Genomic DNA, 20,460 nt, shown 5'->3' with positions numbered 1-20,460 from the left:
CACCCCCACACCCCCACACCCCCACACCCCCCTCCCACACCCCCACCCCGTGCCCTCCCGGCGAGCCCCGTGTCATCCCAGCGACGTATCCGTTCACCCTCCGGGCGCATGAACGCCGTCGCAAGGTTCGCCCGCGCGGCGATCGTCGGGGCGCCGGCCGCCGGCTAGCGTTGAGGGCAGATCGGGCACCCGCCCGGTGGCCCTCCGCTCGGAGGCGCCGAAGCACCGGAGCCACGGAGACGGCAGCGATGATCAAAGCCGACGCACTCACCAAGCGCTACGGGCCCAAGACCGCCGTCGAGGCACTGACCTTCACGGTCCGTCCCGGCATCGTCACCGGCTTCCTGGGCCCCAACGGCGCGGGCAAGTCCACCACCATGCGGATGATTCTGGGCCTGGACCACCCGACCTCGGGCACGGTCACCGTCAACGGCCGCCGCTACGCCGACCACCGCGCCCCGCTGCACGAGGTCGGCGCGCTGCTGGAGGCCAAGGCGGTGCACACCGGGCGCTCCGCGTACAACCACCTGTTGTCGATGGCCGCCACCACCGGGATCCGCACCCGCCGGGTGCGCGAGGTGATCGAGATGGTCGGCCTGGACGAGGTGGCCCGCAAGCGGGTCGGCGGCTTCTCCCTCGGGATGGGCCAGCGGTTGGGCCTCGCCACCGCGCTGCTGGGCGACCCGGCCACGCTGGTGCTGGACGAGCCGGTCAACGGGCTGGACCCCGAGGGCGTGTTGTGGATCCGCACGCTGCTCAAGTCGCTCGCCGCCGAGGGCCGCACGGTCTTCCTCTCCTCGCATCTGATGAGCGAGATGGCGCTGACCGCGGAGCACCTGATCGTGGTCGGTCGCGGTCGGCTGATCGCCGACACCTCGGTCGCGGACTTCATCCGCAACGCCGTGCCCAACCAGGTCCGGGTCCGCACGCCCGACGCCGATCGGTTGCGCGCGCTGTTGTTCGGACCCGAGGTGCGGGTCACCGGCCGCGAGCGGGACGTCCTGGAGGTCACCGGGGTGTCCAGCGACGACATCGGCCGGCTCGCGTCGGCGCACGGCATCACCCTGTTCGAACTGGTGCCGCAGCAGGCATCGCTGGAGGAGGCGTTCATGGAATCGACCCGCGACGCGGTCGAATATCGAGTACCCGAGGGCGTGTCCGCGCGGGCGGCGGGCCCGGCCCGCCGGCGCGGCGGCGAGGTCGCGTGATGTCGGCCGGCACCGTCACCCCCGGCACCGGCACCGGCACCGGCACCGGACCCAGGTTCGTCTCCCGGGCCGCCGGCCGAGGCCGGGTCACCTTCGTCCGGGTGCTCAACGCCGAGTGGATCAAGCTGCGCAGCCTGCGCTCGACCTTCTGGGTGCTGGTCGCCGCGGTCTTCCTGGTGATCGCCCTGGGCGTGCTGGTCTGCATCGGCACGGTCAACCGCTGGCCGAACACGAGCGCCGCCGAGAAGGCCCGACTCTCCGCCCCGAACGCGAGCCTGACCGGGCTCTATCTGGCCCAACTGGCCATCGGCGTCCTCGGCGTCCTGGTGGTCACCGGCGAATACGCCACCGGTTCGATCCGGGCCACCATCGCCGCGGTGCCGCACCGGTTGCCGGTGTTGTGGGCCAAGACCGCGGTGTTCGGGGTGGTCACCTTCGTGCTGATGCTCGGCGCCTGCCTGGTCGCCTTCCTGAGCGGGCAGGCGGTGTTGGCCAAGGAGAACATCGACGTATCCCTCGGTGACCCGGGCGTGCCGCGCGTGGTCGTCGGCGTCGCGGTCTACCTCGCCGTCACCGGCATCCTGGCGATCGGCATCGGCGCGATCGTGCGCAACGCCGCCGGCGGTATCGCGATCGTGTTCGGGCTGCTGCTGGTACTGCCCGAGGTGGTGCGCGCGTTGCCCTCCGACTGGCAGAGCCGGATCACCAAGTACCTGCCCAGCGAGGCCGGTCAGGCACTCACCCGGTGGCATCCGAAGGGGGACGAGCTGTCCCCGGGCGCGGGCATCACGGTGTTCGTGCTGTACGCCGCGGTCACGCTCGCGGTGGCGGCGGTGTTGCTCCGCAGGCGCGACGCGTGAACGCGCTGTCGCGACGGTACGGCGGCGAGCGCGGGCTCGCCGTCGTACCGGCACGTGTGGTGGCCTTCACCCGCAGCCATCCGATCTGGGCGGACAGCACCCTCGCGGTGGCCCTGTTGCTGCTCTTCGAGGCCGGGAACCTGCTGCGGTTGTCCGGCTGGGTGGTGTTCGGGGCGGCCCTGACCCTGCCGCTCGCGCTGCGCCGCCGGGCCCCGATCGTGGTGTTCACGGCGGTGGCGATCGTGGCCCTCGGGCAGTGGGCGATCGACGCGCGCACCGGTGCGGACGCGAGTCTGCTGATCGCGCTGTACACCGTGGCCGCGAGCTGCAACCGGCGCCGGACGTTGTACGCGCTCGCCGTGCTGGAGGTGGGCATCGTGCTGGCGGTCGCGCGCTGGACCGTCGACGGGTTCCGGTTCGGCGCGTTCGTCGGGCTCAGCGCGATGGCCGTGACCGCGGCGGTGCTCGGGGCCAACCTGCGGACCCGTCGGCGCTACCTGGCCGCCCTGGAGGAACGCGCCCAACGCCTGGAACGCGAACAGGAACAGCAGGCCGAACTCGCGGTGGCGGCCGAACGCTCGCGGATCGCCCGGGAGATGCACGACATCGTCACGCACAACCTGTCGGTGATGGTGGCTCTCGCGGACGCCGCCTCGATGACCGTGCACAACAAGCCGGAGCGCTCCGCCGCGGCGATGGAACAGGTGTCCGGCACCGGTCGGCAGGCCCTCACCGAGATGCGCCGCTTCCTGGGCGTGTTGCACGAGGACGAACCCGACGCCGCCCGACACCCGCAGCCGGACCTGGCCCGGCTGGGCGCGCTGGCCGAACAGGTGCGCGCGGCCGGCCTGCCGACCACGCTCACCGTGCAGGGCGACACCCGGAACGTGCCGCCCGGTGCCCAGTTGGCGGTCTACCGACTCGCCCAGGAGGCGCTGACCAACACCCTCAAGCACGCCCAGCCCGGGGCGAACGCGCGGATCAGGGTGTGCAGTTCGGCCGATCGATTGGAATTGAGCGTGGTCGACGACGGCCTCCCGCGCCGGATCGGGATCGGCGAGCGGGACGAACCGCGCGGCGGGCGCGGACTGGCCGGCATGCGGGAACGGGCCGCCGTCTACGGTGGAGACGTGGAAGCCGGGCCGTTGCCCGGAGGCGGCTGGCGTGTGTCGGCGCTGTTGCACCTGACCGATCCGGGAGGATCCTGACGTGGCCATCGACGTATTGGTGGTGGACGACCAGCCGTTGTTGCGGTTGGCGTTCACGATGGTCCTGGACGCCCAGGACGACATGAGCCTGGCCGGCGAGGCCGACTGTGGCGAGGAGGCCGTGCGGTTGGCCGAACTGAGGCGCCCGGACGTGGTGTTGATGGACGTACGGATGCCGGGCATGGACGGCATCGAGGCGACCCGGCTGATCACCGAGCGCTGCCCGGAGACCAGGGTGCTGATCCTGACCACGTTCGACCTGGACGAGTACGCGTTCGCCGGGCTGCGCGCGGGCGCCTCCGGCTTCCTGCTCAAGAACGCGCTGCCCGCCGAACTGCTGGGCGCGATCCGCTCGGTGGCGGCGGGAGACGCGGTGGTCGCCCCCCGGATCACCCGCCGCCTGTTGGAGACCTTCGCGCACCGGCTGCCGCAGCACGACGTCACGCCCGGCGCCGAGGACCCGCGACTGGCCCAGTTGACCGAGCGCGAACGCGGCGTGCTGATCGAGGTCGCCCGCGGCCTGTCCAACGCGGAGATCGCCGCCCGCCTGCACCTGTCGGACGCCACGATCAAGACGCACGTGAGCCGGGTGCTGGCCAAACTCGGCGTTCGCGACCGGGTCCAGGCGGTGGTGGTCGCGTACGAGAGCCGCCTGGTGCAGCCGCTCTGAGCCCCGGCGCCGGCCGCCGCTGCGAACCCCGACGACGCCCGGCTCGGGAGCCGCGTGCCGCCGTGGCCGGGGCGCGGCCCCCTTCGTCGCCATGGCCGGCAACACGCACACCACACCGGCGGCGGCCACCGCACCGCGACCCGAACCGGGAGCTTTCGAACTCCGGATCGTCGATGTCCGGAAGCGGGCGCGGATAGCATCGCGGGGCTGTCTCGCCGCATCCGCGCGCGTCCCCGCAGGACGACGCCGAGCCACGGAGCACGCCATGTCGAAGATCTTCGCCGAACTCTCCACGCCGCTCGTGGCGGACGCGTGTGTGCGACACCAGGTGCCGCTGCGGGTCGCCCCGCCGGGCATCGGCGCCGTGCTCCCCGGGCAGCGCATCGCCGGTCGGGTGTTGCCGGTTCGGCACTACGGCAGCGTCGACGTGTTCCTGGAGGCGTTCGGTGCGGCCGAGCCGGGGGACGTGTTGGTGATCGACAACGGCGGTCGTACCGACGAGGCGTGCGTCGGCGACCTGGCGGTCCTGGAGGCCGAGGCGGCGGGGGTGGCGGCCCTGGTGGTGTGGGGGCTGCACCGCGACACGCCGGAACTGGTGGAGATCGGCCTGCCGGTGTTCAGCTACGGCAACTTCCCGCCCGGCCCGACCCGGCTGCACGAGCGCGAGCCCGAGGCGCTGAGCACCGCCCGGTTCGGGCCGCACCTGGTGAGCACCGCCGACCTCGTCTTCGGCGACCGGGACGGCGTGGTGTTCCTCGCCGCCGATCGGGCCGCCGAGGTGCTCGCGACGGCCCTGCGCATCCGCGACACCGAGCGCGAACAGGCCCGCCGGATCCGGGCCGGCGAGACGCTGCGCCGACAGACCACATTCGACGACTATCTGGCCCGCCGCGCGATCGACCCGTCGTACACGTTCCGCCGGCACCTGCGCCGCACCGGCGGCGCGATCGAGGAGTAGCACCGGCCCACCGCCGGCACCGCGGTCAGGACCCGGGCGGATGGTCCGGCGGGTCGGGGGCGCGCGCGAGTGCCAGGACCAGCGCGTCGTCGGCGAGTCGGAGCACGCCGATGTGCCGGACCAGGTCGTCGCCCAACCGTTCCACCGCCAGGACCGGATCGGCGGTCACCCGACCCTCGCCGAACAACGCCCGGATCCGCTCGACCAGCGGATAGTGCCGGCCACTCGTGTCCCGCGCGTCGGCGAACCCGTCGGTCATCAGCAACAGCAGGTCGCCCTCGCGAAACGGCACCACCCACGGGCGGGGCGGCTCCGGATCCAGGTCGCCCAGGCCCAACGGCAGGCCGGGCTCGGGCGGTTCGAGCACATGCACGGCGCCGTCCGCCCGGATCGCCACCGGCTCCTCGTGACCGCGATGGGTGAAGGCCACGTGTTCGGGACGGACCTCGACCAGGAGCGCGGTGACGAACCGCTCCGGCGCGTTCCTGGCCACACTGGTGTCGATCCGGCGTGCCACGGTGCCCAGTTCGGGTTCGTCGTACGCGGCCTCGCGAAACGCGCCGATCGTGATCGCGGCCGTGCGGACCGCCCCCAGGCCCTTGCCGAGCACATCGCCGATGATCACCCGCACCCCGAACGGCGTGTCCAGCGCGATGTAGAGATCGCCGCCGAGCTCGGCCTCCTCGGCCACCGCGAAGTAGCGTACGGCCAGCCGCACCCCGCCGAGATCGTCGCTGGGCGGCAGCAGGATCGCCCGCTGCGCGGCGACGGCCACCTCGGAGACCGCGACCAGGGCCCGTTCGTGGTGGATGCGGGCGGCGGACAGGTATATCGCCAGCGCGGTCGCCATCACGTACATCCAGGTGCTGACCTGGAAGAGGTTGCTGTACTCGGGGCCCAGGTAGCCGTCCTGCGAGGCCAGCCAGTAGCGCAGCGGCAGCGAGACGCAGCCGATCACCAGGATGGCCAGGGGCCGTGCGGTCGCGGCGGCCAGGGTCGGCGCCAGCAGCAGGAACGGGTAGTAGACCGTCGAGGATCCGGTCGCCAGATCCACGGTCGTGACGACGACGAGAATGCTCACGGGCAGCCCGACCTGCCGGACCAGCGACCGGGTCGCCGCCCCGACCCCGCGCGGTGGTGTCAGGTTGCTCATTGTTGCGTCCATGATCGTGGGGAAGCCGGCCCCCGGATGGCTTCGCGGCACCCGCCGAACAGGTGAAGCCGCCCGAACGGACGCGGTGGGCGTCCCGGAGCCGCGGCTCGATACGCCCACCGCGAGGCGGGGGCACGCCCTCAGGGCTGGGGTGCGCTCCGGATGATGGCGAAGGGCGCGCCGAAGGGGTCGGCCAGCCAGGCGAGGCGACCGACCTCGGGGACGTCGGTGGCGGGCATGAGCACCGAGCCGCGGTTGACCTTGGCCCGCTCCACGACGTCGTCCGCGTCGGCGACCTCGAAGTACGCGATCCAGTGCGGGTCCTGGCCGTGCGAGTCCGGAACGATGCCGCCGAACGAGGTGTCCTGCGGGTCGCCCTCGGCCGTGGACAGCACGGTGTAGGTCATCCCGGGCATCTGGAACTCCTGCGAACGCCAGCCGAACAACCCTCCGTAGAAGGCGAGCGCGGCGGCGGGTTCGACGCCGTGCAGTTCGACCCAGGCCAGGGAGTTGGGCTTGCCGAGCAACTCCGAGCCGTGGAAGGTGCCGGGTTGCCAGACGGCGAAATCGGCGCCGGCCGGATCGGTCAGCGGGGACATCCGGCCCATCTCCATGACGTCGAACGGCGCCACTCGAACCGTTCCGCCGCTCTTCGCGGTGGCCGCGGCGGTGGCGTCGGCGTCGGGGGTCCGGAAGTACACCGTCCACGCGGACGACGCGCCCTCCTCGGTGAGCGGACCGAGCCCGGCGACGGTCTTGCCCTCCTGCCGGAAGAGGCCGTAGCCGCCGGCGTCGGGGCCGGCGGACTCGAAGTCCCAGTCGAAGACGGCGCCGTAGAAGGTCGCCGCGGCGGTGGGGTCGGGGCTGCCCAGGTCCAGCCAGTTCGGCGAACCCGTCACGAAGTCGGTGCTGAGCACGTCGCTCCTTTGCCGGGCCGCCGGCGACCCGAATGACATTTTTTGTAGTGACTTGCCCAGTCTGACGCCGGACACCGGCGCCGGGCCCGCCAGCGCGCGGGCCCGGGCCCGAGGTGTCGCCGTTCCTGCGCCGTACGGGTGATCCGGCTACAGCGGTGCCAGGCCGTCGAAGATCTCGTGCAGGACGCGGTCGTCGCGGGTCGAGTCGGCCGCGGGCGCCGGCGCGTGCTCGGTGATGCCCAGCCCGGCCACGGTGAATTCCTCGGCAAGCGCGCGCAACGCCGCGCCCAACCGGGCCGGCTCCAGGCCGTCGGGCTCCGGGACGGACAACGCGCCGAATCGCTTCGGGTCCAGCACGTCGAGATCGACGTGCAGGTAGACATGCGTGGCCCCGGTGGCGGCCACGGCGGCCACCAGTCGGCTCGGGTCGTCGCATTGCTCGACGGACAACCGGCGAATGCCTTCGGCCTCGATGAAGTGTGCTTCGGCCGGGTCGACGGCGCGCACTCCGGCCAGGACGAGCCGCTGCGCGGACGGCCGTTGATCCGGTGGCGGCAGGAGCGCGGTGGGGCCGTCGCCCAGCAGGGTGCGCAGCACCATGCCGTGGAAGGCGCCCGAGGGGGAATCGTCCGGGGTGTTCAGGTCGGGGTGGGCGTCGAACCACACCACCGCGAGGCGTTCGCCGTGCCGAGCCACCGCGTGCGCGATCGGCGCGAGTTCGACACCGCAGTCGCCGCCCACGGTGCACAGGGGGCCGTCGCCCCACTCGGCCAGCACCTCCCGCACGGCCGAGCGCGCGCGGGCCAGGGCGTCGAGTCGGCGCACGCCGTCCCGGTCCGGGGCCGGATCCGCGTCGATGGCGAGGATCGTACGGCGCCGCGCGGGAAGCAGTGCGCTCAACCGGTGCGCGCCCGCGACCAGTCGGTCGGGGTGGGCGGTGCCGGACCCCTGCCATTGGGGGGCGACCAGAAGGTGTTCGAAGCCGGGTGATGCATGAATATGTTTCACTCGACATACATTTGCAGGGGTGGGCGTGGGCTGTCCAGGACTTTGGGGCGCGACGGGGGTGGGCGGGTGCGCCGACCGACTCCGCGCCGCCGTGCTGAGCCGGGTGCGGCCCGGCGCGTGGTCGGCGGCGCGGAGGGATGTTCGGGAAGGGCCGAGAGGCTAGTCGGCGTCGGCGGCGTCGTGATGCTCGACCACCGAGTCCGGGCCCGGCGACATGATCGATTCGTGTCCGTCGGCGGCCCGTACTCGATAGGGCGGGGTGCCGTCGGGGCCCAGGACCTCGACGATCTCCACGAAGTGGTCCTGTTGGCCGACGACTCGGCCGTGGATGAGAAGGCGATCGCCCTTGGTGGCGTGCATGCGGCCTGGCTCCTCTGGGTGGATGGCGTGCGGCGAGACCCCGAGTATTCGCATGGTAACAGGATGATTACGTGTGGTGATGGGTGGGTGCGATCGGGCGGAGCCGGTGGCTGGAGTCCGGGCCGGATCTCTCCTACAGTGCGTAGGACTTACTCTGCCCGGTGAGGAGAGACGTGCGATGGCGCAGCTTGCAGGTGGCGGGCCGGCCGACCCGGCGGACCCGGCCGGCCCGGCCCGCACGGCACGCCCGACATCGCTTCGGGGCGGAGCGGTGTTCGACGCGGTCCCCGCCGAGGTGCCGCGCGCGCGGCGCGTGTTGGTCGCGGCCCTGCGCCGGTGGCACGTGCACGAGGACGACGTGCACACCGCGCAACTGGTCGCCAGTGAACTGCTGAGCAACGCGGTCCGCTACGGCAGCGGGCCGACGATGGACCTGGACGTGCGGCTGGACGCGGAGTCCATACACGTGGCGGTGCGCAATCGGCATGCTCGGCCCAGGCGGCTGTCCCGCGCCAACGGGTCGGCGGTGTCCGGTGCCTCGCTCGGACCGCGGGCGTTGCCGGAGCAGCGCAGGGCGCCGGCGCCGAGTGCGTGGGCGGGGTTCGACGATTCGATGCCGACGGATGCGGCTCCGGAGGAATCGCTCTGGGACCTGTCGGTCTGGGAACGCGAGTGCGGTCGTGGGCTTCGACTGGTCGAGGCGCTGGCGTTGGAGTGGGGGAGCCGGCCGTTGGCGGGGGAACTGCTGGTGTGGGCCACGATTTCGCGGGGCGATCCGGAGGACGCCGGCTCGTAGGCGTCGCCCGGGGCCCCTGGGCCCTGTCCGCCGGATCTCGGTGGGGCCGCGCCGCCGGACGGGGCCTGGCGGGGGTGGGCGAACCGGGCCGGGTGGGTGCAGGCGTCGGTGATGTGGCAGCGGACCAGGGTGGTGCCGAAGTGTGCGGTGCCGACCAGGGTCGTGCCCACCACCAGGCCCGCCATGGTGAGCGCCCCGGCGCGAACGGCCGCGTTGCGCCGCCGGGTACCGATCGGGCAACCCTCCAGGAGCAGTCGGATGCGGCGGCCGGCGTAGGCCGGTGAGCGGCCGATCAGCCGATGCGGCGCGGCGACGGTACCGACCGGTGCGGCGAGCGCGGCCTTGCACACCGCGCTCGCCAGGACGAGTGGGTCGTGGTCGTGGTCGACCGCCCACACGTCGGCGTCGCGTTCCAGGTGGAAGGACAGTTCGTCGCCGGCCCGGGCGGTCCCGGGCAGCCATCCGGCGAGCAGTCGGCAGACCTCGGCGCCGGCCTGCCACCAGTGGTGCGCGCGGGAGATGTGGCCCTGTTCGTGGGCCAGTCCGGCCGCCGACTCGTCGTCGTCCAGCGCGGCCAACGCGCCCGCGCTGACCACGATCGCCCGATGTCGCCAACCCACCGCGGCGAGCAGCACCTCGCGGTCGCCGACCACGATGCTGCCGCCGGGACCGGGCAGCGGGAGCGGATGCGCGGGGGCGCGGGCGCCGCTCAGGCAGGCCCACAGACGTCGGACGGTGGCGGCCACGGCCAGGAACGTCAGCCCGACCAGCAGCAGTTCGGTGTCCCCGACGCCGGCGATCAACTGATGCGGCAACTCGCGCAGCCAACGTGCGAGGCGTGGGGTGTCCGGCAGGCAGATCACCGCGGTGAGCGCGGCGCCGATCGCGATGACGGCGCGGGCCACCAGGGCGGTTCCCCATACCGTCGCCGCGCCCACCGGGCGGACCCGATCCAGGGGGAGCAGGTGTGGTGTCACCACCGCCGCGGCCAGGAGCGCGGCCGGGACGGCGAGCGTGTTCATCGCGCGTCGCGCTCCCGTTCGATCCGGCGGGCGAGTTCGCGCAGGTCCGCCAACTCCGACACGTCCAGCCCGCCGACCAGTTGCGCGAGGGCCACCCGGCGGGCCGGTGCGGACGCGGCGGCCAGCGCGGAACTCACCGAGGACGATACGTAGTCGGCCTCGGTCACGGCGGGCCGATACACGAAAGCCTGCCCCTCCCGGGCCCGGGCCAACAGACCGCGCTCGGCCAACCGATTGCACACGGTCTGCACCGTCGTGTAGGCCCCGCGCGAGGGCTCGGCCAGTTCGGATCGGATGCGCTCGACGGTGCCGGCTTCGATCCGCCACAACACGGCCATGATCTCGGCCTGCAACTCGCCCTGTACCCGTGGCGATTCGTCCATCGCGTGCTCCTTCCTCCGGTGTCCGGGCGCGCCCGCTCCGGCCGGTCGCGGGTCTCGACGGTACCCGCTCGCGGGCGCCCGTCGGAGGCTGCCCGACACACGCCGGCCGCCCGTCCCGTCGCCGCAAGGGCGGTCGGGGCGGGCGGCCGGGTCGAGGCCGAGCGGGTCAACGCGTCGCGGGGGCCGGGATCCGGGTCGTGGCCTGGGAGGCGGTCGTGGGCATCGCCGCCCGGGCCGCCGGGCGTTCGCGCAGCAGCAGGCCGGCGGTCAGCGCGACCAGGACCGCGGTGAGGCCGTGGATGCCGAGGGCCTTGCCGGTCGAGCCCTCGTTGCTCAGCACGATCACCATGTCGCCGGCGGGTATGAAGGACATGGCCAGCATCGCCCACCCCAGCGCTCGCCGGTGACCGGTCAGCAGGAGCGCGAAGAGCACCAGCCCGGTGCCCAGGTCACGCACGCCCTTGATGGCCAGGAAGGCGGTGCCCTCGTGCTCGGGCCAACTCGGCAGACCGAACCCGGACGCGCTCGACTGCGGGGCGATCAGGAAGGAGAGGCCGATGTAGAGGATGAACAGGCCGCCGAGTGCGGCCAGGGTGGTGGTGAGGTTCCTGACGTTCATGGTGGTCTCCCCGTGAGGCGGTGGTTCGGATCGGGCGGTCTTCGTCGTCCTGGAAGAACTCTCGCCGGGGGATCCTGGAAGGCGCATGGAAACGACTTGGAGCGCGGCCCGCGCCGGCCGCCGCAGGCTCGCTACGCGCGGCGCGGCGGTGGCGGGGCGTGCAGGGTGCCGGTGCCCACCATGGCGACGGTGCCGCCGACGGTGATCCGCTCCACGTTCTCGGCAGTGCCGTGCGCGGTGATGGTCAGGGTGCTGGGGCGGCCGACGAAGCGGCCCTGGGACAGGGTGCGTGCCGCGCCGGTGTGGGCCAGGCCGTGGCGCAGCAGGTAGGCCGCGACGCAGCCGGCGGCACTGCCGGTGGCGACGTCCTCCAATCCGCCGTCGTTGTTCCAGTGCCGGCCCTCGGGTGCGCTCGCGTCCAGCAGGTAGGCGAACTCGGCGCCGAAGCCGGCCAGGAAGGCTCCGAAGTCCGGGTGCACGATCCGGGCCCGGCCGAGCGGGTCGGCGCCGTCGACCGGGACGACCAGGTAGCGCAGGCCGGTGGAGACCACCTCCACCGGCAACGTCGGATCCAGGTCGGCCGGGTCCAGGCCCAGGGCTGCGGCGATCTCCGTCCGGCGCGCCGGGTCCGGTGCGGGAATCCACTCCGGCCGACCCTGGTCGAGCACGGCGGACACCCGGCCGTCGGCGTCGGCCCGGGTGCGCACCGGGACGACCCGGTCGGACAGGGCGATCGTCCAACGGCGTTCCTCGCCGACGGCGGCGCCCGACCCGGCGTGCAGGACGGCGCCGGCGCCGAGGACCGGGTGCCCGGCGAACGCGAGTTCCTCGAACAGGTCGAACACCCGGGCGTGCACCACGTCGTCGGCGTCCGGGGTGGTGACGAAGATCGTCTCGAAGTGCCGCAGCTCCTGGGTGATCCGGAGCATCTGCGCGGCGTCCAGGGCCGGCGGATCGACGAAGACCGCGAGGCTGTTGCCGGTGTAGGGGCGGTCGGCGAAGACGTCGACGTGGTGGTAGTCGATGGCAGTCGAAGGCATGGCCCGAGCGTATGCCGCCCGAACCGGGCCCGTGCGGGGTCGAGGCGGTGGCGGGCCGCGCCGAATCACGCCTCGCCACGCGGTGCGTCGGCGTCGACGGTGATCGCGCGGACCGGGCACATGGAGGCGGCGGCGCGTACGTGTGCGGCGTACTCGTCCGAGGGGTTGGTGTCGTAGTGCAGGTAGTCGTCCTCGTCGAAGGAGAAGACGGCGGGTGCGGCGAAGACGCACTGGCCGTGGCTCTGGCACAGGTTCGTGTCCACGGTGACGCGCATGCGGCAACTCCCTTGTCCGGTGGGTCGTTCAGTTCACGGGCGGGTTGAAGCGGGAGTAGTTCGGCGCACTCCAGCGCAGCGGGACGGCGTCGGGGATCTCCACCACGCCGGTGACGGTGAACTCGACCAGGCGCTGCGCTCCCGGCACCCGGGCGACTTCGTCCGCGTCCCAGATGGTGCGGGCGGCGCCGGTCAGATGCAAAGTCGATCCGGTGTCCCAGCCGGGCACCAACAGACCGGCCGCCGGATGGAGTTCGAGGTTGCCCAGGGTGAGGAACATGGCGTTGCCGACGTAGTCCGGCCAGCGCAGCACGGTGGGGGACAACACTTGGACGAAGCCGGGATTGCCACCTCGGTGCGACGCGTCGGTGTTGCCGGCTTCGTCCGAACTGGCCACGAAGAAGGTGTCGGTGGCCCGCAGGGTCTGCTGTTGGGCGGGCGTGAGGGCGACGCCTCGGGTGGGCGGCGCGGTGGCGGGGCGGGGAGCGGACTCCGGTTCGGACCTCGGGTCGGAGAGGAAGCGGAAGTCGCGTTTCTGGATGTACTTGGGGCAGTTGGCGATCACCTGGTCGAGGTCGACGCGCAGGCCGCCGGTCACCGGTGTGGAGCGGCCGTTGATCCGCATCCGGCGTCGGGACGTCGGCTCGATGGCGATCATGCCGACCGTGCTCGGCCCGGCGAGGGCCGCCGCGAGCGGGTCCGCGGCGAGCGGGAGCGCATCGACCAGGAGCGTGCGTGGGTCGGGGACGCGCAGGAAGCCGGGGGCACCGACCAGTTGCGAGGACCAGAGGCGGCCCGCGGCGTCGGTGCCGCCGACGATGATCATGGGCTGCTCCGCGAGGAACGCGGCGGCGACCGGCGGGATGGACTCCCCGATGCCGCCGAGTGCGAACGACGCCTGCCGAGTCAGGTCGGCGCGATCCTGCACCGCGCGTTCTCCGCGGTGGTATCGGGTGGCCACGGCATCCCCCTCCGTTGATGGTTCGGTGTGTGACGAAAGGGCGGGGCAGTGTCCCCGTCGCTCTATCTAATGATTACACACACCACGAACCATTAGAAGGAGAAAGCGTCCTCGTCTTCGATTTCCGGGTCCGGAAACGACTCCGCCCCGGACGGCGGGGCCGTTCGGGGCGGACTGTTCGGGGCGGGCTTTTCGTTCAGGTGGCGGGAAGTGGCGGTGGGTGCTGTCCTCGATCGGGGTCGGACAGGGCGGCGAAGTGCACTTGGCGGCCCAACGCCTGGAAGCCGTAGGTGAGTTGCTCATAGTGCACGCGTTGATCCTCGAGTTCCCCGGTCACCTGTGCGGTGCGCGGGACCGGCCCCGGGCGCGAGGTCGGGTCCGTGTCCGGGAACAACATCACCGGGTGCACGGTGCCCGGATGGCGAGGATCGCCCGAGCGTGGGAAGACCGTGAAGTCCCACGACTGGACGTCGCCCGGAGCCGTGCCCGCGTCGCGCAGCGAGAGGGCGTAGGCGGGCGGTTGTCGCCAGACCTGGAGGGGCGCGAGCACGGCGAGATGGGCGCCGACCGCCCGCCAGATCGGTACGGGCCGGCCGAGGTGGTGCAGGTCGCCGAACAGGTCCCGACGCAACTCCGCATAGCCCGGCGCGATCGCGGCCAGACCCTCGACCGCCGTCGCGACGTCGAGCCGATTGTCGCAGTACGCCAAACTGTGTGCGCGCGGGGCGAGTTCCCGGCGAATCCACGATCGGAGCGGGGCATCGAGGGCGCCGAGCGGGTAGGCGTCCTCGGCACACTCCGCGGTGAACAGCGCCGCCTCGTACAGACCTTGATATCGCGTCGCCAGGTCCACGTGCTCCCCTTGTCGCTCCGTCGCGGGATGGCCGCGCCAGGGTACGGCCATCCGCGTTGGCCCGGTCGGTGCCGGAGTGCGTGCGGGGTCAGCGGCCCAGTTGGGCGTAGGTCTTGAACGTGTAGAGGCCGTCCAGGGTGATCGAGTTGTCGCCGGCGGGCGAGGGCAGGTGGTTGCGCCCGTTGAGGAGCGTGCCCAGTGGGCCGCAGTTCGTGGCGGCCGGGAGCGCGACGGTGTTGTCCCACAACGTGCCCTTGAGGATGGGCGGGTCCTTGGACACCCATTCGTTGGGGCCCTTGCGCATCATGGTCAGCCGGATCGGGTGTTCGGCGGTGCCGATCGAACAGTCCTTGGGCAACAACGGCCCACCCAGGGCGAGCGTCACGTCCAGCCCACCGGCGGACGTACCGTGCGATAGGAAATCGAACCAACCGCCGTACCTGGTCTCGACGTTCACCCCCAGGACGGGGGCCTGCTCGGGGAGTCCGGGGATGCCGAGCAGGCCACCGGCGGCCGGGCTCGGCGTCGCGTGCAGCGCCCCGAACACCTGCCCGGTCGAGCCGTCGGGCAGCGGTCCCTCGGCATGGGTGATGGTCATCGGCCGGAGCGGGACGTCGAGTCCGCCGAGTCGCATCCGGCCGGTGGCGACGTGCACTTCGCAGCGCCACTTGTTCGGGTCGGCGCTCGCCGGCAGCGCGGGGCAGTCGGTGAAGTCGAAGGCGGGCAGCGGCGTGGCGGCCGGGGGTGAGGCGGCTGGGTTCGTGGCGGCTGGGTTCGAGGCGGTTGGGGGTGCCGGTCGACCGTTCGCCAGGGCCGGGGCGGTGCACAGTCCCACGGCGCCGAGCGCGAGTCCGGCACTTGCGACGACCCTGGCCAACTTGCGGTTTCTCGTGCGATCCACGCTGATCGTCCCCTTGTTTCGGCGGATGACTGACTCCCCCTGAAGGTAGGGAAGCCGGACCCCCGGGCAGTATCCGGCGACCCCCAGACTCGGCGCTGGTGCCGGCCCCCGCTCCGGGCGTGGTGCCTGCCGGGGGATGGGGGATCGGGGCGGGTCGGATCGGGGCGGATCGAGTTGGGTTGGGGCGTGTTGGGCTGGGTTGGTTCAGGTTGGGTTTGGGCGTGTTGGGATGAGTTACGGCGAGTTAGGGCGGATTGGGGTGGCTCAGCTCAGTTGTTTGTAGTAGAAGCTGCAGTCCCGGAGCGCGCCGGCGGGGTCGGCCGCGTAGTCGGGGACGACGCCGTATCGGGTCCAGCCGGCCGCGCGATAGAGGTGGTCGGCGGTGCTGTCGGTCTCGGTGTCGAGCAGTAGCAGGGTGGCGCCCACCCGGGCGGCGGCCTGTTCGGCGGTGGCGAGCAGAGCACGGCCCAGGCCGTGGCCTCGGGCGTCGCGGTGCACCATGAGCTTGACCACCTCGGCGCGGTGCCGGCCGTTGGGCTTGCGTTCCAGGGCCAGGCTCACGGTGCCGGCGACGCCGTCCGCGCCTCGTGCGATCCAGACGCACAGGCTGCCGTCGGCGACGGCCGACTCCCGTGCTCGCCACCAACTCGCCGCCTCGGTCGCGTCGAAGGGCGCCAGGAAGCCGAGCGAGGAGCCGTCGGCGACGACGTCGGTGAGGAGGTCGGCCAGGCCGACCACGTCGGCTCGGAAGTCGTCGGGGGTCAACCGGGTGATGGTGTGCATCGAGGTCTCCGTGGCTCTTCTTACGGCAGGACGATCAGCAGCGCGTACCGAACCGGCTCCGGACCGGCGCAGCGGAAGCGCGACGGTCCCCACAACCGGAAGCGCAGGCAGTCCCCGGCGCGCACCTCGTGGACATGGCCGCCGGCGGTCACCTCCAGGACCCCCTCCAACACCCAGATGTGCTGCTCCAATCCCGGTACGGGCGGCCCGTCGTAGGAAATGTCCGCGCCGCCCCGCAACGCCCCCTGGACCACCTCGCCCCGCAGCCCCGGATGCGGCGGCGACACCGACCGCCGGGTGAACCCCGAGGCCCGATCCACCCACACCTCCTGCCGCTCGGCACGCACCAATTGCGGCGGCTCCGCCTCCACCTCGGCCAACAACCGCGACATGGTCCGCCCGTACACCGCGCACAATCGACCCAGCAGAGCCGCCGTCGGACTGATCTCGCCCCGCTCCAACCGGGACAACGTGGATCGACTCACCTCGGCCCGCCGCGCCAACTCATCCAACGACCACCCACGCTCCCCCCGAAGCCCGGCCAGCCGACGAGCCAACCGCCCCTCGATCTCCGCCGGGCCACCTTCTTGGGGCGCTGCCGCGCTGTCATCGGTGCTTCTCATGCTGGGGACAGTATCCCGAATATGAGACGAGTGGGAGGGTGGGGGGTACCTGCGCTTTTCCGGGCACCGGCGTCAGCGGCCCGGGGTCGGGTCGGCCTTGGGCGGGGGGTGCGTCTTGGTGGGGTTGGGGCGGGTGCCTTGCGCTAACCGGTTGGCGTGGGCTGGGGGAGGTGGGCGTGGTCCCGGGGCGCCGGTGGTCGGGAGCCTTTGTCTCTTCGGAGAGAGGTGGGCGTTACTCGGCGGGAAAAGCGCTGGCAACGGCGCGGAAGGAGGGCGGCCCGGGGAGGTTCGCCGAAGGCCCTTCCGAGTGGGTCGGGTGTTCACGGCCGGCGGTCGTGTGTCGGTGGGCAGCGGATGGCCTTGTGCTAAACGGTCGGCGTGGATCGGCGGAGGTGGGCCCGGTCCCACGGTCACCGGCGGTCAGGAGCCTTGGGCTCTCCGGCGAGACGCGGGTGTTGCTTGCCGGGAAAGGCGCCGGCAACGGCGCGGAAGGGTGGGCGGTCTGGTCGGGTCCGCCGGGGGGCCTTCCCGAGTGGGTCGGGCCGTTTCGGCGTGCGGTGGGTGGGCGGTTGCGGGTGAGAAGGAGAAGGGCGGGGCTGTGAGTGGGCGGTTTCGGTTGCCGGGGTGCACAAACCGGCCCTCGACACGCACTCTCGCCGGTCGGTTCCGTAAAGCCGCAGGTCAGCGGGAACTCGGGTGCCGGAAACCGTCTCGGGATCCCGATGGTGACCCTCGAACCCCTCAGACCACCTCTCATCCGACCGTCCCAACCCCAAACGCCCCTCGAGACAGGCCCGCCCCACCCGGAAAGGCACCCCGTCGGCGATCCTTGCGGGCGGCCCCCGTCACCCGACCCGAAACGCCCACCGCGAGCCCGGTCCACACGCAATCCATCACCGGCATTCACAAACCGGCCTTCGACACGCACTCGCACCGCGCAACCTCGCAAAACCGCAGGTCAGCACAAACCCGCACGCCCAAAGCAGCCTCGGCATCCCGATCGCGACCCTCAAAGCCCTCCGACAGCCCCTGCACCCAACCACCTGACCCGAAACGCCCACCGAACCGCCCCCGACCCACTCGGGAAGGCCCCCCGGCGGACCTCACCGGGCCGCCCCACCCGCTCCGCCGTTGCCAGCGCCTTTCCCGCCAAGCAACGCCCGCGTCTCGCCGGGGAGTCCAGGGTTCCCGGCCGCCGGTGACGGTGGGACCGGGTCGATCTCCGCCGGTCCACGCCGACCGTTTAGCACTGAGCCTCCCGCTGCCGACCAAGACGCGACCGCATGCCGCAACCGCCCGACCCACTCGGAAAGGCTCCCCGGCGGACCCGACGAAAGCGCCCACCTGCTCCGCCGTTGCCAGCGCCTTTCCGGCGAGCAACACGCGCCTCTCGCCGGGGAATCCAAGGCTCCCGGCCGCCGGTGACCGTGGGACCGGGTCCATCTCCGCCGGTCCACGCCAACCGTTTAGCCCTGAGCCTCCCGCTGCCGACCAAGACGCGACCGCATGCCGCGACCGCCCGACCCACTCGAGAAGGCTCCCCGGCGGACCCGACCGGACCGCCCACCCTTCCGCGCCGTTGCCAGCGCCTTTCCCGCCAAGCAACACCCACGTCTCGCCGGGGAGTCCAGGGCTCCCGGCCGCCGGTGACCGTGGGACCGGGCCCATCTCCGCCGACCGTTTAGCACTGAGCCTCCCGCTGCCCACCGACACGCGACCGCCGGCCGTGAACACCCGACCCACTCGGAAAGGCTCCCCGGCGGACCCGACGAAAGCGCCCTCCCGCTCCGCCGTTGCCAGCGCCTTTCCGGCAAGCAACGCTCACGTCTCGCCGGGGAGCCCAAGGCTCCCGGCCGCCGGTGCCCGTGGGACCGGGCCCATCTCCGCCGGTCCACGCCGACCGCTTAGCACAAAGCCACCCGCCGCCGACCAAGACGCAGCCGCATGCCGCAGACGCCCGGCCCACTCGGGGAGGCTCCCCAGCGGACCCGACCGGACCGACTGCCTCCGCTTCGCTGCCGCCGGTGCCCCTTCGCCGAGCAACACCGCACGCTCGCCGGAAAGCCCAAGGCTCCCGGCCACCCGCGCCTCCGAGACCAGGCCCCCACCCCCAGCCCACGCCGACCGTTCCGCACAAAGCCACCCGCGCCCAACCCCACCAAGACGCAACCGCCGCCCGACGCCGACACCCCGGTCAGCGCCCCCGGTGTCGTCCCCGGGGCGTGGGTACGGGAGTGGGCTTGGCTTGTGTGGGGTCGTCTGTCTTCGGCTTGCCTCGTGGGGGTTTGCCGTGGTCGGCTGCGGCCAGGATTGCTGCCAGGGCGGTGGTGACCGGGACCGAGGCGATCAGGCCGATGCTGCCGACCAGGGTGCGGGCGATCTCCTCGGCGACGATCTCGCTGGTGGCTACGTCCAGGACGTCCCGACGGGCGATGGAGAACAGCAACATCAGGGGCAACGCGGCGCCCGCGTAGGCCAGTACGAGGGTGTTGACCGTGGACGCGATGTGGTCGCGGCCGATTCGGATGCCGGCTCGGTACAGCCGACGGGCCGTCATGGTCGGGTCGGCCTGCTTGAGTTCCCAGACCGCCGAGGTCTGGGTGACGGTCACGTCGTCGAGTACGCCGAGCGAGCCGATGATGAATCCGGCCAACAGCAGGCCGTGCAACTCGATGTCCGGATACATCGCGTGGACCAGGCCGGTCTCGTCGGAGGTGTTGCCGGTCAGGTGCGCCCACCCGATGAACAGCGACCCCAACACCCCGATCAGGGACAACGACACGAGCGTGCCGACCACCGCGACCGAGGTGCGGGTGGACAGGCCGTGGCACAGGTACAGCGCGACGAACATGATCGCGCTGCCGCCGACGACCGCGACCAGGAGCGGATCGGAACCGTGCAGGATGGCGGGCAGGATGAAGAACGACAACACCGCGAAGCTGATCGCGAGTGCGATCAGCGCGGTCAGGCCGCGCAGCCGACCCACCACGATCACCGCGACCGCGAACAGGCCCGCGAGCAGCAACATCGGTGGGCCGCGCCGGACGTCGATCACCGAATAGCGCAGGTCCTCGGGCGCGCCGGGGGAGTACGCGAGCACCACGCCTTGCCCGACCGAGAACCGGCGCGGCTGATCGGGCCGGAGCAACTCGGTGAACCGTCGGCCCCGGTCGGCGCCGGAGGTGACCTCGATCGTGGCGCGGCGGCAGTCGGCGGGGGCGGCCGGGGTATTCGGGGCGTGTGGTGCGCCCGACGCGCCGAGTGGGGGTGGGGGCCAGGGGATACCGCCGGGGTGCTCGTCCGTACCCGGGGTGCCGCCTGCGTCGGTGGGGCCGGCGAAGACCTCGGCGTCCGCCTGGGCGCAGGGCAGTTCCTCGACCTTGGTGACGCGGCCGTCCCGGGTCTCCTGGTCGAAGCCGGCTCCGGTACGGGGGTGCGGCGGGGTGCCGCCCGGCCACAGCACGACCAGGCCCACCAGTACGGCCGTCGCGAACGGGATCAGTACGGCGGCCACCAGGCGGCGCAGCCGGGCCGACGCGGGTGACGGCGGCCCGTGCGCGTGGCTGTGCCCGTGGCCCGGTGGGTGAACGTGCGCGCCGGGGACCTCGTTCGTACCGTCGTGATCCGCGTGATCCGCGTGATCCGCGTGATCCGCGTGATCCGCGTGATCCGCCCGTGTCCTGTCCATGGCCCAGCCCCTCCCGATCCGGCCGACGCGTCATCGAGGCGGGATCTCGGCGGAAGCGTATCGGGCCGCAAGGCTGGTTCCGCAGCCTGAGCCGTCGTGGGCCACCGGCGCAAGCAACTTGCGGGGGATCGCCCCGAGGCCGCAAGATTCTTGCCTGCCGGTCGGGTTCAGGGC

Annotated in this window: 20 protein-coding genes and 1 pseudogene; 6 read left to right on the top strand and 15 right to left on the bottom strand. The window is 72.3% G+C overall.

Annotated elements, in window-relative coordinates:
- The first annotated feature begins 248 nt into the window (after positions 1 to 248).
- From ACFXMF_RS22750 to ACFXMF_RS22730, 5 genes are all read left to right on the top strand, one after another.
- The gene (locus tag ACFXMF_RS22750) at positions 249 to 1,208 is read left to right on the top strand and encodes an ABC transporter ATP-binding protein (protein ID WP_379988014.1); all 960 of its coding nucleotides are present in this window, start codon (positions 249 to 251) and stop codon (positions 1,206 to 1,208) included.
- Complete coding sequence (locus ACFXMF_RS22745) at positions 1,208 to 2,068, top strand: ABC transporter permease subunit (RefSeq protein ID WP_379988013.1); 861 nt, start codon at positions 1,208 to 1,210, stop codon at positions 2,066 to 2,068. Before ACFXMF_RS22750 ends, ACFXMF_RS22745 begins: the two co-directional genes overlap by 1 nt.
- On the top strand, positions 2,065 to 3,276 hold the full coding sequence (locus ACFXMF_RS22740; RefSeq protein WP_360322074.1) for a histidine kinase: 1,212 nt from the start codon (positions 2,065 to 2,067) through the stop codon (positions 3,274 to 3,276). Before ACFXMF_RS22745 ends, ACFXMF_RS22740 begins: the two co-directional genes overlap by 4 nt.
- A gap of 1 nt (position 3,277) precedes the next feature.
- A complete protein-coding gene (locus ACFXMF_RS22735) occupies positions 3,278 to 3,946 on the top strand; it encodes a response regulator transcription factor (RefSeq protein WP_360322071.1) in 669 nt (222 codons plus the stop codon).
- 265 nt (positions 3,947 to 4,211) lie between these two features.
- Positions 4,212 to 4,904 carry an RraA family protein gene (locus ACFXMF_RS22730; protein WP_379988012.1) on the top strand — a complete coding sequence of 231 codons (693 nt, stop codon included), beginning with the start codon at positions 4,212 to 4,214 and terminating at the stop codon, positions 4,902 to 4,904.
- Between the two features lie 25 nt (positions 4,905 to 4,929).
- Here ACFXMF_RS22730 and ACFXMF_RS22725 read toward each other — a convergent pair whose 3' ends face one another.
- From ACFXMF_RS22725 to ACFXMF_RS22710, 4 genes are all read right to left on the bottom strand, one after another.
- Positions 4,930 to 6,057 carry a PP2C family protein-serine/threonine phosphatase gene (locus ACFXMF_RS22725; RefSeq protein WP_379988011.1) on the bottom strand — a complete coding sequence of 376 codons (1,128 nt, stop codon included), beginning with the start codon at positions 6,055 to 6,057 and terminating at the stop codon, positions 4,930 to 4,932.
- Between the two features lie 140 nt (positions 6,058 to 6,197).
- Positions 6,198 to 6,974 carry a VOC family protein gene (locus tag ACFXMF_RS22720; RefSeq protein WP_360322062.1) on the bottom strand — a complete coding sequence of 259 codons (777 nt, stop codon included), beginning with the start codon at positions 6,972 to 6,974 and terminating at the stop codon, positions 6,198 to 6,200.
- 147 nt (positions 6,975 to 7,121) lie between these two features.
- On the bottom strand, positions 7,122 to 7,982 hold the full coding sequence (locus ACFXMF_RS22715) for an arginase family protein (protein ID WP_379988010.1): 861 nt from the start codon (positions 7,980 to 7,982) through the stop codon (positions 7,122 to 7,124).
- Positions 7,983 to 8,141: 159 nt separating this feature from the next.
- Positions 8,142 to 8,342 (bottom strand): DUF1918 domain-containing protein, encoded by a 201-nt coding sequence (locus tag ACFXMF_RS22710; protein ID WP_360322056.1) that lies wholly within the window; start codon positions 8,340 to 8,342, stop codon positions 8,142 to 8,144.
- A 79-nt stretch (positions 8,343 to 8,421) separates the two neighbouring features.
- Here ACFXMF_RS22710 and ACFXMF_RS22705 point away from each other — a divergent pair, with 79 nt between their 5' ends.
- Positions 8,422 to 9,138, top strand: a complete 717-nt coding sequence (locus ACFXMF_RS22705) for an ATP-binding protein (RefSeq protein ID WP_360322151.1) — start codon at positions 8,422 to 8,424, stop codon at positions 9,136 to 9,138.
- A gap of 500 nt (positions 9,139 to 9,638) precedes the next feature.
- On the opposite strand, the pseudogene ACFXMF_RS22700 reads toward ACFXMF_RS22705, so the two are convergent.
- The 11 genes and pseudogenes from ACFXMF_RS22700 to ACFXMF_RS22650 all read right to left on the bottom strand — a co-directional run.
- Positions 9,639 to 10,160: pseudogene (locus ACFXMF_RS22700) on the bottom strand (M48 family metalloprotease); the annotation flags it as partial.
- On the bottom strand, positions 10,157 to 10,543 hold the full coding sequence (locus ACFXMF_RS22695; protein ID WP_360322053.1) for a BlaI/MecI/CopY family transcriptional regulator: 387 nt from the start codon (positions 10,541 to 10,543) through the stop codon (positions 10,157 to 10,159). The gene ACFXMF_RS22695 and the pseudogene ACFXMF_RS22700, both read right to left, overlap by 4 nt.
- Before the next feature lie 166 nt (positions 10,544 to 10,709).
- Entirely contained in the window at positions 10,710 to 11,162 is a 453-nt protein-coding gene (locus tag ACFXMF_RS22690; protein ID WP_360322050.1) for a DUF4267 domain-containing protein, read from the bottom strand.
- 131 nt (positions 11,163 to 11,293) lie between these two features.
- Positions 11,294 to 12,202, bottom strand: a complete 909-nt coding sequence (locus tag ACFXMF_RS22685; RefSeq protein ID WP_360322047.1) for a PhzF family phenazine biosynthesis protein — start codon at positions 12,200 to 12,202, stop codon at positions 11,294 to 11,296.
- A gap of 65 nt (positions 12,203 to 12,267) precedes the next feature.
- Positions 12,268 to 12,477, bottom strand: coding sequence for a ferredoxin (locus ACFXMF_RS22680; protein WP_379988009.1), 210 nt, complete (start codon positions 12,475 to 12,477; stop codon positions 12,268 to 12,270).
- Between the two features lie 28 nt (positions 12,478 to 12,505).
- Complete coding sequence (locus ACFXMF_RS22675) at positions 12,506 to 13,438, bottom strand: pyridoxamine 5'-phosphate oxidase family protein (RefSeq protein ID WP_360322041.1); 933 nt, start codon at positions 13,436 to 13,438, stop codon at positions 12,506 to 12,508.
- A gap of 196 nt (positions 13,439 to 13,634) precedes the next feature.
- On the bottom strand, positions 13,635 to 14,291 hold the full coding sequence (locus ACFXMF_RS22670) for a hypothetical protein (protein WP_379988008.1): 657 nt from the start codon (positions 14,289 to 14,291) through the stop codon (positions 13,635 to 13,637).
- Between the two features lie 88 nt (positions 14,292 to 14,379).
- Positions 14,380 to 15,192: a hypothetical protein gene (locus ACFXMF_RS22665; protein WP_379988007.1), complete on the bottom strand. Its 813-nt coding sequence runs from the start codon at positions 15,190 to 15,192 to the stop codon at positions 14,380 to 14,382.
- A 264-nt stretch (positions 15,193 to 15,456) separates the two neighbouring features.
- Entirely contained in the window at positions 15,457 to 15,975 is a 519-nt protein-coding gene (locus ACFXMF_RS22660) for a GNAT family N-acetyltransferase (protein ID WP_379988006.1), read from the bottom strand.
- A 20-nt stretch (positions 15,976 to 15,995) separates the two neighbouring features.
- Positions 15,996 to 16,598, bottom strand: a complete 603-nt coding sequence (locus ACFXMF_RS22655) for a helix-turn-helix domain-containing protein (RefSeq protein ID WP_379988005.1) — start codon at positions 16,596 to 16,598, stop codon at positions 15,996 to 15,998.
- A gap of 2,194 nt (positions 16,599 to 18,792) precedes the next feature.
- Entirely contained in the window at positions 18,793 to 20,286 is a 1,494-nt protein-coding gene (locus ACFXMF_RS22650; RefSeq protein ID WP_379988004.1) for a YibE/F family protein, read from the bottom strand.
- Positions 20,287 to 20,460 lie beyond the last annotated feature (174 nt).

Origin of the sequence: Embleya sp. NPDC059213 (assembly GCF_042754445.1) — a bacterium.
In the GTDB taxonomy this organism is placed as follows: domain Bacteria; phylum Actinomycetota; class Actinomycetes; order Streptomycetales; family Streptomycetaceae; genus Embleya.
Note: the sequence above shows the minus strand (reverse complement) of the source record. Positions and strands in the feature narration are given on the sequence as shown.